Source organism: Macellibacteroides fermentans (assembly GCF_013409575.1).
Classification (GTDB): Bacteria; Bacteroidota; Bacteroidia; order Bacteroidales; family Tannerellaceae; genus Macellibacteroides; species Macellibacteroides fermentans.
Genome location: NZ_JACCCY010000002.1, coordinates 836,114 through 850,531 on the forward strand (window position 1 = coordinate 836,114; position 14,418 = coordinate 850,531).

At 42.6% G+C, this 14,418-nt stretch carries 11 protein-coding genes and 1 pseudogene; 9 read left to right on the plus strand and 3 right to left on the minus strand.

From position 1 onward, the window contains the following. Positions 1–813: 813 nt before the first annotated feature. Entirely contained in the window at positions 814–1,242 is a 429-nt protein-coding gene (locus tag F5613_RS08445) for an META domain-containing protein (RefSeq protein WP_179399409.1), read from the plus strand. Between the two features lie 534 nt (positions 1,243–1,776). Here F5613_RS08445 and guaA read toward each other — a convergent pair. Further along, positions 1,777–3,297: a glutamine-hydrolyzing GMP synthase gene (guaA, locus tag F5613_RS08450; protein ID WP_179399410.1), complete on the minus strand. Its 1,521-nt coding sequence runs from the start codon at positions 3,295–3,297 to the stop codon at positions 1,777–1,779. A gap of 201 nt (positions 3,298–3,498) precedes the next feature. On the opposite strand from guaA, the gene F5613_RS08455 reads away from it, so the two are divergent. The 6 genes from F5613_RS08455 (at position 3,499) to F5613_RS08480 (ending at position 9,964) form a co-directional block, all read left to right on the plus strand. Continuing rightward, the gene (locus F5613_RS08455) at positions 3,499–4,404 is read left to right on the plus strand and encodes a hypothetical protein (protein WP_068185648.1); all 906 of its coding nucleotides are present in this window, start codon (positions 3,499–3,501) and stop codon (positions 4,402–4,404) included. A 5-nt stretch (positions 4,405–4,409) separates the two neighbouring features. Next, complete coding sequence (locus tag F5613_RS08460) at positions 4,410–5,015, plus strand: Crp/Fnr family transcriptional regulator (RefSeq protein WP_068185643.1); 606 nt, start codon at positions 4,410–4,412, stop codon at positions 5,013–5,015. Positions 5,016–5,147: 132 nt separating this feature from the next. Further along, positions 5,148–6,506 carry a TolC family protein gene (locus F5613_RS08465; protein ID WP_179399411.1) on the plus strand — a complete coding sequence of 453 codons (1,359 nt, stop codon included), beginning with the start codon at positions 5,148–5,150 and terminating at the stop codon, positions 6,504–6,506. A gap of 15 nt (positions 6,507–6,521) precedes the next feature. Next, positions 6,522–7,520 carry an HlyD family secretion protein gene (locus tag F5613_RS08470; protein ID WP_068185630.1) on the plus strand — a complete coding sequence of 333 codons (999 nt, stop codon included), beginning with the start codon at positions 6,522–6,524 and terminating at the stop codon, positions 7,518–7,520. A 2-nt stretch (positions 7,521–7,522) separates the two neighbouring features. Continuing rightward, on the plus strand, positions 7,523–8,704 hold the full coding sequence (locus F5613_RS08475) for an ABC transporter permease (protein WP_179399412.1): 1,182 nt from the start codon (positions 7,523–7,525) through the stop codon (positions 8,702–8,704). 12 nt (positions 8,705–8,716) lie between these two features. After that, positions 8,717–9,964 carry an ABC transporter permease gene (locus F5613_RS08480; protein WP_068185624.1) on the plus strand — a complete coding sequence of 416 codons (1,248 nt, stop codon included), beginning with the start codon at positions 8,717–8,719 and terminating at the stop codon, positions 9,962–9,964. Here the strand turns inward: F5613_RS08480 and F5613_RS08485 are convergent. After that, positions 9,957–10,259, minus strand: a complete 303-nt coding sequence (locus tag F5613_RS08485; protein ID WP_179399413.1) for a hypothetical protein — start codon at positions 10,257–10,259, stop codon at positions 9,957–9,959. The genes F5613_RS08480 and F5613_RS08485 overlap by 8 nt on opposite strands. 156 nt (positions 10,260–10,415) lie before the next feature. On the opposite strand from F5613_RS08485, the pseudogene ltrA reads away from it, so the two are divergent. Then, a pseudogene (gene ltrA / locus F5613_RS08490) lies at positions 10,416–11,822 on the plus strand (group II intron reverse transcriptase/maturase). A gap of 111 nt (positions 11,823–11,933) precedes the next feature. On the opposite strand, the gene F5613_RS08495 reads toward ltrA, so the two are convergent. Further along, the gene (locus tag F5613_RS08495) at positions 11,934–13,319 is read right to left on the minus strand and encodes a DUF1080 domain-containing protein (protein ID WP_079682029.1); all 1,386 of its coding nucleotides are present in this window, start codon (positions 13,317–13,319) and stop codon (positions 11,934–11,936) included. A 156-nt stretch (positions 13,320–13,475) separates the two neighbouring features. On the opposite strand from F5613_RS08495, the gene F5613_RS08500 reads away from it, so the two are divergent. Continuing rightward, on the plus strand, positions 13,476–14,348 hold the full coding sequence (locus F5613_RS08500) for a sugar phosphate isomerase/epimerase family protein (protein WP_068185621.1): 873 nt from the start codon (positions 13,476–13,478) through the stop codon (positions 14,346–14,348). Positions 14,349–14,418 lie beyond the last annotated feature (70 nt).

The window sequence follows — 14,418 nt, forward strand, 5'->3', positions numbered from 1 at the left end:
TTGGGTTAGCACACCAATATTTTGATGAGAATGATAATAAAAGAGGGATGTTTCATGTAATGGAAATATCCCTCTTTATTATTATATTTAATAGTTATGCGTTCTTTTCAATTTTCGTTATACATTCAACGTATGTTTTTATATACGAATAGATAAGCAACTGCTGCAAGGGTTAAAGCTGCAATAGCAATATACATAAATAGGACAAGTGCGTATGGCATATTATAAAATCGGGAAAACTCTCTCTTCTTATTGTATTTCTCTATAATTCTGCTATATCTTTCATTATATCGATAATAAAAATACAATAATCCAACAAATGAAAAGCTAAATATTATCTTAGAGAACGTTCCCAAATGATAATTTTCAATATGAAATAGCTTGATAACAATTATACAAAGAGATACCAGATTCGAGGCAAGACAAAATGCGACAGGAAAAACTCCACCTAAGATTGGTATATCAGCATAATTCCGACTTTTTATACCTTGTTTATAAGCCGCATAAAAAAGAAAATCGTAAAAAAACATTTTAGTTTACTTATTTAGATTGTTTAAGTATCCATACAAATCACCACCCTCTATATGAATTGTTTTACAAATGTATGAAAACCATATATTAAACATAAAGTTCTTCGGTAATTCTTCTCTAAAAAGCAAAAAATGCATAGGCTCTCTGTACAATTGTTTATGTTTTTGAAACATTATTTTCGTTGGCGAACAAAATGGAAATGGGTATGATTTTGCTTATTGATGCAACGTTTTTAGCGGATAATGCATCCTAATGGGTGTATGTTAAATTAAACGCAATAAAATGAAAGTAAATTTATCTGTTATTACCCTGAGTTTGGGGTTGCTAATTTTAGCACCCGGATGTTCAACATCCAAAATGAAGAACAATACTGCAATTGAAGGTCGCGAATGGAGTTTGGTTTCCGTACAATCTAAAGATGGTTCAACCAAACTTACTCCGGCTGAAGACCAGCAGCCCACGCTTTCGATATTGCAGGGAAGGGTGAGTGGCTCTGCCGGTTGTAACCGAATTATGGGTTCGGTCGTTGTTGAAGGTAATAAGCTGAAATTCGATAAAGTAGCAACAACCATGATGCTTTGTCCGGACGCTATGAACCTGGAAGATGCCGTGCTTAATGTATTTGGACTGGCCAACAACTATAAGGTTACTGGTACAACGCTCGAACTTAAGAAGGATTCTGAAGTTCTTGCTGTATATAAGATCAAATAAATTATACAGCGTTCATTGCTAAGCAGTGCTTTATCTAAATTCCTTAAGGGAAGTAATAGTTAGCCTGCGATGAACTAATTATTTGCTAACGAATACTTATTCGTTTGACAGCTGTTGAATGCAAGTTCAACAGCTGTGTACTTTGCGTTCAACAGCTGACAAACGCAAAGTACACAATTGTTGAATGAATAGTTCTCCTAAGAGAAGAAAATAAAAGTCTTAAGAGGAGGAACTAATTGATAGGGAGAAATCTATAGTTGCTCACTAGTGGGGCTTGAGAAGTGGTATTGTGTTACGAAATCGGCTTCAGCTCCATGATTGGGGGATGTGATAGATGACACATGCTGACAGATGTAAAAACGCCATCTGTCATTGGTTATATCTCTGCCATTCAGGTGGTTGGGTGATAAAAATGATAAATGACACTTAGTTTTGCGAAAATCAGAAATAAAATGAGAGGCTGAACCTTTTTTTAAGTGTTCAGCCTCTCTATCTATTTTAAGTATGTCTGGTTTGCTTACAGCGCCATTTGTATTATTCCCACTCGATTGTTGCGGGAGGTTTAGAGCTGATGTCGTAAACAACGCGGTTTACACCTTTTACCTTGTTTATGATTTCGTTCGAAACTTTAGCAAGGAAATCGTAAGGAAGCTGAGCCCAGTCGGCCGTCATGGCATCGGTGGAAGTTACAGCACGTAAAGCGATTGTATAATCGTATGTACGCTCGTCGCCCATTACACCTACCGAACGAACCGGCAGCAAGATAGAGCCAGCCTGCCAGATCTTATCGTACAATCCCCATTCGCGCATCAATGAAATATAGATATCATCGGCATTCTGAAGGATTTCGATCTTCTCTGGAGTGATTTCGCCCAATACACGGATTCCAAGTCCCGGTCCCGGGAATGGATGACGTTTAATTAGGTTTGGCATCATACCCAGCTCGTTGCCCACACGACGAACTTCGTCTTTAAACAACAGTCGCAATGGTTCAACCAATTTAAGTTTCATGGTATCGGGCAGACCACCTACGTTATGGTGACTCTTAATTACCGTTCCGGTGATTGAAAGAGATTCGATCACGTCCGGATAAATAGTTCCTTGTCCCAGCCACTTGATATCTTTAAGCTTCTTGGCCTCTTCGTCGAATACGTCGATAAAGCCTTTACCAATAATCTTACGTTTTTGTTCAGGATCGGTTACGCCATGCAGTTCGCGGTAGAATTTTTCTTTCGCATTAACACCGATAACATTAAGTCCCAGGTGTTCGTAATCGTCCATCACCTTTTCAAATTCATTTTTACGGAGCAAACCGTGGTCAACGAATATACAGGTAAGGTTTTTTCCGATCGCCTTGTTAAGCAGAACAGCCGTTACAGAAGAATCCACACCGCCCGACAATGCCAGAATCACTTTGTCGTCTCCCAATTGTTTTTTCAAATCGGCCACAGTAGACTCGATGAAAGAAGCCGGAGTCCAGTCTTTTGCACATCCGCAGATAGAAAGGAAGTTGTCCAGAATCTTAGTACCGTCTGTAGTATGGAATACTTCCGGATGGAACTGTACACCCCAGGTCTGCTCGCCTTCAATGTGATATGCTGCAGCCGGAACGTCGTTTGTGCTGGCTACAATTTTGAATGAAGAGGGAAGAACCGTAATGGTATCTCCGTGCGACATCCAAACCTGCGAACCTGCTTCAATACCCTTTAATAATGGGTCGTTGCCGTTAATAGAACCAAGATTAGCCCGACCGTATTCACGAGAGTCGCCCGATTCTACTTTTCCGCCCGATGTATATGCTAAGAATTGTGCGCCATAGCAAATGCCAAGTACCGGGTATTTCCCTCTGATTCCAGATAAATCGGCCTTAAACGCTGTTTCGTCATTTACCGAGTAAGGGCTACCTGAAAGAATCACCCCTTTCACGTCCGATGCATCTTCCGGGAAATGGTTGTAGGGAACAATCTCACAATACATATTTAACTCTCTGAGTCTGCGTCCGATCAGCTGAGTTGTTTGCGAGCCAAAATCAAGAATAATAATTTTCTCGTGCATGCAATAAGTGTTTAATTGAGTGGCGCAAAGTTAGCAATAAAAAATGATACCATAAAAACTCCTTTACCACAAATTAAAGCTAAGGTTGGAAGCAATTGTTAACAAGTCCTTAAAAATGTGTAAATATAAGGCAAAAGAGTTTTCTGCAATGGATTAAAGTGTACCTTTGCATGATCTTTTTAGTGACTCTTATAACGAACTATGGATACAGAAAAGAAAGAGATTAAACGAATCAATAAGCTTACTTTGCTTATAATGGCTGTGGTTGTGTTGTTGTTGCTTGTAGCAGGTGGTGGATATTATATATATAACCAAAAACAACAGATGAGTGAGATGACGCAAGCGTTTGTGCTTGAAAAGGAATCCCTCGAAGACGAGTTTAATGATCTGTCTCTTCAGTACGAAGGGTATAAGTTCAGTGTAGGGAACGACTCCCTGCTTTCCCTGCTGTCTACAGAGCAGGGCAAGGTTCAGCGTCTGCTTGAAGAGTTGCGTACCGTTAAGGCTACCAATGCCAGCCGTATCAATCAGCTTAAAAAAGAATTGGAAACATTACGTAAGGTAATGCGCAACTATGTAATCCAGATTGACTCATTGAATACCGCCAATCAAATTCTGAAAGAAGAAAACAAGCAGGTAATTAAAAAATACGAGCAGGTTTCAAGTTCGGCTACCAAACTAAAGGAAGAAAAAGAGAAACTGGCAGAACGTGTTACATTGGCTTCACGATTGGATGCTACCGATATATCGGTTACCCCAACCAACAGTCGTGGAAAGAAGATGACTAAGATTAAACGGATGGAACAGTTTGTTATTAACTTTAAACTGGCCAAAAATATAACAGCTCCTGTTGGCGAAAAGGTAGTTTACCTCCGTATAATGAAACCGGACGACGATGTATTGGTGAAAAGCCGTGCAGATGTGTTTGTGTTTGAAAACAAAGAGATCAATTACTCCATAAAGAAACTGGTTGAATACGAAGGCGAAGATTTGCCGATAACCGTGTACTGGAAGATAGAGGAGTTTCTTTCGCCGGGTACTTACCGGGTGGATGTGTTTGCCGACGGCAATCATATCGGAAAGAAAACCTTTGTACTGGAGGAGTAGTTACGATGAATCCTACCGATCCTTTCGTACAACTGTATGGGCATCTGGATGCAGCTCTGCTGGCCGACGAACAGTTTGTAAGCGAGTTTAAGAACAGCGCCACATTGCTTAAGGTACAAAAAGGAGATTACCTTCTCAGAGCGGGTGAGGTCTGCTCTGAGGGTTACTTTATAAATAAAGGCCTGTTTCTGCACCTGTTTATCAACGATCAGGGCAACGAGAGTGTGATGGGATTTTCCGTAGATAATTTCTATCCCTTTCTTTCTTCCATTTCCTACTTTACCCAAACGCCTTCCGATTTCGAGATTCTGGCAATGGAAGATGCCGAGCTGATCTGTATCTCGCGGACCCAGATAGAAATGTTATCGTCCCGATATCCATTGTTCGCCTCTTTCTATCAGCGGGTGATGATGATGGTTATTTCCAAGATCTATACAATGTATGCAGCCCGCCAATCCCACACGGCAGAAGGGTTTATGGAATACCTTTACAATGAATACATATGGATTGTAAACAGAGTTCCAGATAAGTATATCGCCCGTTTTATGGGTATCAGCAATGCCTGGTACTGCAAGCTCAAGAAACGTCTTTTCGATTCGGGCAAGGTTTAACACCCTCCAATAACTCTCTTTATTGCACCATTTTATCCGAAATTGAATTACTTCAATTTATTCTATCCCGCAATCAAGTAATTTTGCGGCGGAATATGTATATTTGAACAATTAGAATAAAATTTGAATGAAATGAAAAGAGCCTTTGTATTGTCATTAGCATTATTGGCCTCTGCCTTCGTGTACGGTCAGCGTACACTTACGCTTGATGAGTGCAGGAGTCTGGCCATTCAAAACAACAAAGAATTACAGATAGCCGGCGAGAAGGTGCGTGTTGCAGGTTACGATAAACAGGCGGCGCTGACCAAGTATTTTCCGCAGGTTTCCGCAATGGGTACCTACATGCGGAATCAGAAAGATATCAATTTGCTGGATGATAAGACGGTTGCCGGTCTGGGTAAATTGTTGCCCATCGATGTAGGTGCGTTTACCCATCTTGACATTCAGGATGTTTGGTTGGGTAATGTCTCGCTGGTACAACCGGTATTTATGGGTGGTAAGATAATCGCCTATAACCAGATTACAAAGTATGCCAAGGAGTTGGCCCAGTCCATGAACGACCTGAAGCTGCAGGATGTAATCTATAAAACAGACGAAGCATACTGGCAGGTGGTTTCGCTGGTTAACAAGAAGAAGTTGGCCGATTCGTATGTTTCCCTTCTCCGCAAAATGGATACTGATGTTCAGGCTTTGATAGAGGAGGGGGTAGCTACACAGGTAGATGGAATGTCTGTGCGTGTAAAGCTGAATCAGGCTGAGATGGCGCAGACCAAAGTAGATAATGGGTTGGCTCTTTCGCGTATGGCGTTGGCACAGTTATGTGGATTGCCACTGGAAGAGTCGCTTGCATTGGCCGACGAAAATATTGAATCGCTGCCCGAAAGCGCCTCTTCATCAGGTTCTTTTAGTGTGGAAGAGGCCTTTATAAACCGCCAGGAGCTTAAGAGCCTGGATTATGCTGTGCGTATTTATAAAAAGAAAGAAAAGATTGCTTTGGCCGAACATTTGCCCAGCGTAGCGCTTACGGCAAATTACCTGGTAACCAATCCGAATTCGTTTAATGGCTTCAAAAATGATTTTGGTGGTATGTTTAATGTAGGTGTAGCGGTTCAGGTTCCTATATCCGGATGGTGGGAAGGCACATACAAACGGAATGCTGCCCGGGCGGAGACTCACATTAAGCAACTGGAGCTGGATGATGCAAAGGAAAAAATAGAGCTGCAGGTAAATCAATCGGTCTACAAGGTGAACGAAGCCGGTAAAAAATTAACAGCCTCGTCCCGCAATAAAGAAAAGGCCGAAGAAAATCTGCGTCATGCTACCATCGGTTTCGAAGAAGGAGTTATTCCTGCCCTTAATCTCATGGAGGCACAGACAGCCTGGGTAGAGGCTCAGTCTGATTTAATTGATGCACAGATAGAGGTTAAACTTACCGATGTATATTTGTCAAAGGCCCTTGGACGGCTATCTTCAACTACAAATAATAAATGATAAAACTATAGAGCGATGAACGAGCATAAGAAATTTTCAATCAATAACATGATGTTGGCATTTATCACGGTGATAGTCGTGATTGGTTTGGTGGCATTGGCCGGATTCTTTTTGCTTACTCCTCCCGAAGAGGTGATTATGGGGCAGGCCGAAGCAACCGAAATCAGGATTTCGGGAAAGGTTCCGGGACGAATAGTCTCTTATCGTTACCATGAAGGTGAAAAAGTAATGAAGGGAGATACCCTTGTCTTCCTTGATACTCCGGAAGTGCAGGCCAAGTTCAGACAGGCCGAAGCAGCGATGAGTGCTGCACAGGCGCAAAACAGAAAGGCTATAAAAGGTGCGAGAACGGAGCAGATTACGGCAGCCTACGAGATGTGGCAGAAGTCGCAGGCCGGATTGGAAATTGCTAAAAAGTCGTACGACCGTATCCAGAATCTTTTTTCCAAAGGGGTGATATCTGCTCAGAAGCGTGATGAAGCCGAAGCTAATTACAAGGCTATGGTTGCCACAGAGAAAGCCGCACGATCTCAGTACGATATGGCTAAAAACGGAGCCGAACGTGAAGATAAGGATGCTGCGGCAGCATTGGTGGAACGGGCTCAGGGAGCTGTGGATGAGGTTGAGTCGTATATGCGTGAGTCGGCTTTGGTTTCGCCTATTGATGGAGAGATATCCGAGCAGTTTCCCGAAGTAGGTGAGCTGGTAGGTACCGGTGCTCCGATTCTTAATATAGCCGATCTTACGGATATGTGGGTTACATTCAGCATCCGCGAAGATCTGCTGAAGGATATTAAAATGGGAACTTCAATCAAAGCGTTTATTCCGGCACTAAACAACAAGGAGGTCACACTTAAAGTCACCTATATGAAGGACATGGGATCGTATGCTGCATGGAAAGCTACGAAAACCAACGGCCAGTTTGATTCTAAAACATTCGAAGTACGTGCTAAACCCGATGCACCGATTGCCGATTTGCGTCCGGGTATGTCTGTGATAATGAAAAAGAAATGAACATGACACAACTGAGGATAAGCATACAAAGTGTTAAGAATGTTGCCATACGTGAACTGCGCCGCCTGGTAGCCAAGCCTTTGTATATATTCTGTATGCTGGTAGCCCCTCTTTTTTGCATGGTGTTTTTCTTGTCGTTGATGAAAGAGGGATTGCCGGTAGACTTACCTATTGCTGTAGTGGATCTTGATAACTCCTCTACTTCCAGGTCGCTGATTCGTCAGCTTAATGCCTTCGAGCAAACAGAAGTAGCCATGCAGACCATGTCGTTTACCGATGCACGGATTGCCATGCAGAAGGGAGAAGTATACGGGATTTTTTATATTCCGGAAAGGTTTGCTGCAGATGCTACTACCGGAAAGCAACCTCGCCTGTCTTTCTATACCAACGGTTCATACCTGATTGCTGGATCGTTGCTGTTTAAGGACATGAAAACCATTTCGGTGCTGGCTGGAGGTTCGGTGGGCTTGAAGACCGGAACGGCCAAAGGCCTTACGGAAGCCCAGATTAAAGGGCAGTTGCAACCTATTGTTGTAGACACTCATTCCATAGGAAATCCGTGGCTCAATTATTCGGTTTACCTTAATAATATATTGATCCCCGGGATATTGCAGCTGATGATTTTCTTGGTCACCGTTTTCAGTATCGGCTCCGAAATTAAGTTTGCCACTTCGCATGAATGGTTGCGTGTAGGAAATAACTCGGTATTGGTTTCACTAGCCGGGAAGTTGTTGCCTCACACCTTGATTTTTACGTTAGTGGGGTTGTTGGCTTGTTCGCTTCTTTACGGATTCAATGCATTTCCGCTTCAAAGCGGCTGGATGCCGATGGTGGCAAATATATTTTTGCTTGTACTGGCTTCGCAAGCAGTTGGAGTGTTTATGATCGGAGTGTTGCCAACGTTACGGCTCGGACTGAGTTTTGCCAGTTTATTCGGAATGATAACTTTCTCTATTGTAGGGTTGTCGTTCCCCGTTTCCGAAATGCATCCTACGCTGCAAGCGCTTGCCAACCTGTTCCCGTTGAGGCATTATTTTCTGATTTATGTGGATCAGGCTCTAAACGGCAGGGAATTAATCTACTGCTGGGGGCATTATGTGGCACTGATGGCTTTTATGATTTTGCCGTTCCTGATTGCAAGAAACCTGAAGCATGCTTTGCTTTATTTTAAGTATATTCCGTAAAACGTTGAAAGAATGAAACCAGAGTTCAGGTTACAAAATATAATTAAAGAGGGGTTGAATGATACATTCCTCATCTGGAAAAGCGAACTGAAAAATGTGTTTGCAGATACAGGTGTGATGATTTTCTTTTTTTTGGTCCCCTTCATTTATCCGTTGTTGTACGCTTTTATATACAATAACGAATTGGTACGTGAAGCCAAGATGGTGGTGGTAGACCAGTCCAATTCGTCTCTCAGCAGAAAGTATGTGCGTATGATCGATGCTACTGCCGATGTTAAGGTTGTAGGGGCATGTGCAGATATGGAGGAGGCTAAGCGCATGTTGGATACCAAGCAGGCCTACGGTATATTACTGGTTCCGTCTGATTTTAGCAAAGATCTGCATGCGGGAAGACAAACTACCGTGTCGTTGTACAGCGATATGAGCAGCCTGCTGTTTTACAAAGCATTTCTGCTTTCGGCTACCGAAGCCTCTTTCGAGCTGGGTAAGGAGGTGAGGATGCATAACAATCCCGTATCTACCGAGAAACTAGAACAGATTACGGTTAACCCGATTCCCTACGAATCGGTAACCCTTTTCAATACACAGAATGGTTTTGCCAGCTTTTTGGTACCCGCTATCCTTATTCTGGTAATTCAGCAGACATTGGTGTTGGGGATAGGTATGTTGGGCGGTACTGCCCGCGAGAAAAACCGATTCCATACATTGGTGCCAGTAAGTAAACACTTTAACGGTACGTTGCGTATTGTATTCGGCAAGTCGTTGGCTTACCTGGTATTGTATATCCTTGTTTGCGGCTGGACGCTGGTGGTGGTGCCAAAACTCTTTGGATTGCCTCAGTTGGCATCTCCATTTACGCTTACGATGTTTATACTGCCTTACCTTTTTGCCTGTATTTTCTTTGCCATTACCTTGTCGGGTTTTATGGTAAGCAGAGAATCACCTATGATGATTTTTGTATTTACATCCGTTTTCCTGCTGTTTATTTCGGGTATCTCGTGGCCCATGCATTCCATTCCTTCTTTTTGGAAAGCAACGGGTTATCTGTTCCCTTCAACACCCGGGGTGCAGGGTTTTGTGCGGATAAATACAATGGGGGCAACCTTAAATGAGGTGGCAGCCGAATATAAATTGTTATGGGTGCAGACCGGTTTTTATTTCCTTACCTCTTGCCTGGTGTATCGTTTCCAGATTATACGAAGCAGAAGGCTGGTACATCAGCAGTATCAGTATATGAAAGCCAAACATAAGACTAAATAAAAAAGAGGGTGCCATCGGCATCCTCTTTTTTATTGTTCGCCCAGCACGAACGTATTCTAACGGGTGTAAGTCCCCAACGCGCCCTAACAGCGGGAAGCGTCCAGCCAACGACAAGGGTGTTCATCGCGAGGTGTAATCTGAAGGAAGTCTTCGGCAAAGATCTGGCCTGACGAACAGAAACTTGATACCAAGGCTCACGAGTGTGGATTAGTTTGCAATACAAAACAAAGTCCGATAGCTGTTCGGAACACTTGGAGTAAATCAAGCAGGTATAAGATTGAAAGAATACGTCCATAACTGGGGAGATCTCACGGGCGAGGTCATCCGAGCAGTAACAACGAACCGTGAGAAGTCAGCAGAGGTCATAGTAGCCGGGCAAGGAAAAAAAAACATCGACAACCTGGTGAAGGACTGAACTTTAATTAAACTGGAATTATTACATTATTACCAAATGGAAGAAACAATGCAGCAAACAACAGAATCTGTTGGCTGCCATCAGAAGAACAGGACGGAATCCGAAGGGTATGATGGAGCGCAGACTTTTATGTGGATAATAGGTGAGAACCTAGTGGAAGTGCAGACAGGCACAACCAATTTGTTGGAACTTATCCTGAGTCCCGAAAACTTAAATCGATCTTATCGGCAAGTAATAGGGAATGACGGATCCGGAGGTGTCGATAAGATGGGAACGAGCGAACTGTTGCCATACCTAAACCTCCACAAAGACGAATTGATAGAGCAGCTACTAAAGGGTAAGTACCGGCCCAATCCGGTCCGTCGTGTCGATATCCCCAAGGACAACGGCAAGGCACGTCAACTCGGTATCCCTACGGTTGTTGACCGGTTCATCCAACAGGCTATAAGCCAAGTGTTGATACCGATATACGAACGAGAGTTCAATGACAACAGTTTTGGCTTCCGCCCAAACCGCAGCGCCCACGATGCGCTGAAGCGGGTGCAGGAATATGCAGACAATGGGTATCATTACTGCATAAACCTTGACTTGGAACGATTCTTCGATACAGTAAACCATAGCAAGCTGATAGAGGTGTTGTCACGGACAATCAAAGATGGACGGGTAATTTCACTTATCCATCACTATCTCAAAGCCGGCGTAATGGTTGCTCATAAGTATGAATCAACCGAGGAGGGAGTTCCTCAAGGGGGTCCGTTAAGCCCGATTCTAAGCAATATCTTGCTGAATGAGCTTGATAAAGAGTTGTCTCGCCGAGGTCATCCATTTGTCCGCTACGCAGACGATTGTCTGATTTTGGTTAAAAGCAAGCGAGCCACAGAACGAGTACGAGACAGTATATCCACCTATTTAGAGAAGAAACTCTTCCTTAAAGTGAATATGGAAAAGACCATCATTGGAGATGTTCGAGGCATGAAATACCTTGGCTACTCATTCTACTGAAGGTCCAAAGGCAAGTGCGGTCTACGCACCCACCGTACAAGTCAAGAAAAGTTCAAACGCACGCTCAAACAAATAACCAAACGAAACAATGGAAAAGGTTATGCATGGCTAAAGCAACGATTGTCACAATACATACGAGGCTGGCTAACTTACTACCGTTTAGCAGACATGAACCAATTTATCCAAAAGACGGATGGTTGGTATCGTCGCAGGCTAAGGACGTATATATGGAAGAGTTGGAAGAAAATCAGCACGAAGTCACATAATCTCCAGAAATGTGGTATAAACAAACATCAGGCTTGGCAATGGGCTAATACCCGTAAAGGATACTGGCACATAGCCAACAGCTGGGTGCTGCATCGGGCAATTACAGATGAGAGTCTAGACCGAGCAGGTTATCCACAAATAATGAGATTATATCGCCGTCTGCATCGTAATTAAAGAACCGCCGTATGCCGAACGGCATGTACGGTGGTGTGAGAGGTCGGAAAACAAAAGTAGGAAGAAAACTACTTTTGTTTTCCTCCTACTCGATTAGTAATCCTTCAAGAATTAAATCTTAATCTTAGGTCGGTACATATCCTGAGCAGTAATACCGCATTCTTTAGCCATACGGATACTATATTCCAGTTTACTTACATCCTTTGTAATGTTATTGCTGCCGAAGGTGAATTTAATTCCGGCCTCTTTAGCTTTGAGTATAAATGCTTTGTTAGGAATGTTATAGAGCTCGTTTATCTCGAGGGCTTTACCGGTTTTAACAAGTGCATCGATCACTTTCTGCATTCTGGCTTCAGTCCAGAACTGGTCGTAACGGTCTGCCATGGAGGCGGGGAGGAAGTTGGGATTCACATATACGTCTACAGGCTCTTCCAACACTCCGCATATTTTTTCTACAATCAGGTCCATGTATTGCTCTTCGTTTTCAATCCAAACCTCTTCCGGAATCCACAAACGGGTACGTCTTCCTTTCTTATCGGTAAAGGTAAGCGCATCTGTAAACACGTAGTCGAATTCGGCACGGGCTTCGGGAGAGAAAGTGGTTACCCATTCGCGGCCTTCGCCCTGCATGGCAAGAATAAACGGTTGGGTACGCATTGTATCAAGATAGGCTCTGATCTCCTGATCGTTTGTGATGGGGAATCCGATACCGCAATTCGGCGCGATGGCATAATTGATTCCGGTCTTCCGCGATTGGATAGCCGCCATCTCTTTGGTAAGTCCTCCTTTTAGATGTACATGGTAATCCAGTACAGGGAAATCTGATTGATGCAGCTTAATGATTTCATCGTTCTGCTCGTCGGTTGCTTCCGCTTGTTGTGCTTGCTCGTCGACAGCCTCTTTAAGTACATTTACCTCTATTTTTCTGAATTGGATGTTTCCGCTGCCTGTACTGATCAAAGCAAAAAGACCTTCAGACAAACGGGCATTCGCATTAGCTTCCGTTCTGTAGGGCGCAACAGGCTCTGTATATTCAACTACCGGAGCACCATCAATCAACACAGAAACTGCTTTGCCTTCAACTTTAATTTTCATGGCAAACCATTGGTTTTCCTTTACAAAGCTCTTGGTAAGATTACGAACTGAAAGCAGACTTCCGCTCATCTTCCACCAAACCGGATCGGTAACATCATTGTTTATTGCCACCTTGTAACCTTTGGATGCAGTTACATCAGAATGAAAACATACGGCACCTTTGCCTCCCTGATCTGTTTTAACTTCCAGACTCAGCTCGAAGTTTTTGTAGTTTCCCTGTTTAAGGATAGCCATGGCATCGGGCCCGGACAATGTAAGTGCATTTTCCTGCACGCTTACGTTACCGCTCGTATTCCAGTTACTGGTATCTTTTCCATTAAACAATGCCCCGCTTTGAGGCTGGTTGCACGAAGTAATCAAACAAAACAGTAGTCCTAAAGAAAAAAGAGATAGACATTTCATGATATATTGATTTAAGTAAAATATTATAGTCTCAAAGATAGAAAAAAATTAATAGATTATTTTAAGTTCAAAGTTTTTATGATAAAATTATTCTGTACCCCAAAAATAGTTATATATTTGTAAAAATTCTCATACATAAACTTAAATTATATTACTATGCAAAACAGACGTGACTTTTTAAAGCATGCATCTTTGCTTGTTGCCGGAGGTTTGGTTGCTCCTCAGTTATTATCTTCTTGTAGTAGCGCTCCTGCAAAAAACATCGGTCTACAGCTTTATTCATTAAGAGACCTTGTAAAAGAATCGGGTATCCAGGTTGTGCTGGAAACTGTTGCAAAAATGGGTTATACTAATTTGGAAACCGCCGGTTATGATAATGGTAAAATTTATGGATTGGCTCCTGCCGAATTCAAGAAAATGGTTACCGATCTTGGAATGAAATGTACAAGTGCACACTTGGGCCAAGCTTTCACAAAAGAAAAAGAGGCTGAAGTAATGGCTTGGTGGGATCAGGCTATCGAAGCTCACAACGAATTGGGCGTTAAATATATGGTTCAACCGTTTATGCCTGTGAACGATCAGACTACATTGGACGACCTGAAGATGTATTGTGATTATTTCAATACTGTAGGTTACAAGACTGCATCTGCCAGCATCGCATTTGGTTATCATAACCACGATTTTGAATTCCGCAAAATTGGTGATCAGCTTATTTACGACTTCATGTTAAACACTGTAAGCAAGAATCATGTATTCTTTGAATTGGATGTTTATTGGTGTATGGTTGGTGGCTACGAACCTGCTAAGTATCTGAAGGACTATGCCGGTCAGTTTAAAGCTGTCCATATCAAAGACGAAAAAGAAATCGGCGCAAGCGGTAAGATGGACTTCAAGCCTATCTTCGACCAAATGAATGCCAATAATATAAAAGACTGGTACGTAGAAGTTGAACAATATACTAACAACGATCCTGTTGCCAGTGTACAACAGAGCTTCGACTTCCTGAACAAAGCAGAATACGTGAAATAATTTTGCGTAAATAAATAAAGAAACGAGGATGGTTCATATTGCAGAATCATCCTCGTTTTTTTATTTCCTT

Coding starts and splice junctions, on each gene's coding strand:
- F5613_RS08445 (WP_179399409.1), top strand. CDS start 814: ATGAAAGTAAATTTATCTGTTATTACCCTGAGTTTGGGGTTGCTAATT.
- guaA (WP_179399410.1), bottom strand. CDS start 3,297: ATGCACGAGAAAATTATTATTCTTGATTTTGGCTCGCAAACAACTCAG.
- F5613_RS08455 (WP_068185648.1), top strand. CDS start 3,499: ATGGATACAGAAAAGAAAGAGATTAAACGAATCAATAAGCTTACTTTG.
- F5613_RS08460 (WP_068185643.1), top strand. CDS start 4,410: ATGAATCCTACCGATCCTTTCGTACAACTGTATGGGCATCTGGATGCA.
- F5613_RS08465 (WP_179399411.1), top strand. CDS start 5,148: ATGAAAAGAGCCTTTGTATTGTCATTAGCATTATTGGCCTCTGCCTTC.
- F5613_RS08470 (WP_068185630.1), top strand. CDS start 6,522: ATGAACGAGCATAAGAAATTTTCAATCAATAACATGATGTTGGCATTT.
- F5613_RS08475 (WP_179399412.1), top strand. CDS start 7,523: ATGACACAACTGAGGATAAGCATACAAAGTGTTAAGAATGTTGCCATA.
- F5613_RS08480 (WP_068185624.1), top strand. CDS start 8,717: ATGAAACCAGAGTTCAGGTTACAAAATATAATTAAAGAGGGGTTGAAT.
- F5613_RS08485 (WP_179399413.1), bottom strand. CDS start 10,259: ATGGACGTATTCTTTCAATCTTATACCTGCTTGATTTACTCCAAGTGT.
- F5613_RS08495 (WP_079682029.1), bottom strand. CDS start 13,319: ATGAAATGTCTATCTCTTTTTTCTTTAGGACTACTGTTTTGTTTGATT.
- F5613_RS08500 (WP_068185621.1), top strand. CDS start 13,476: ATGCAAAACAGACGTGACTTTTTAAAGCATGCATCTTTGCTTGTTGCC.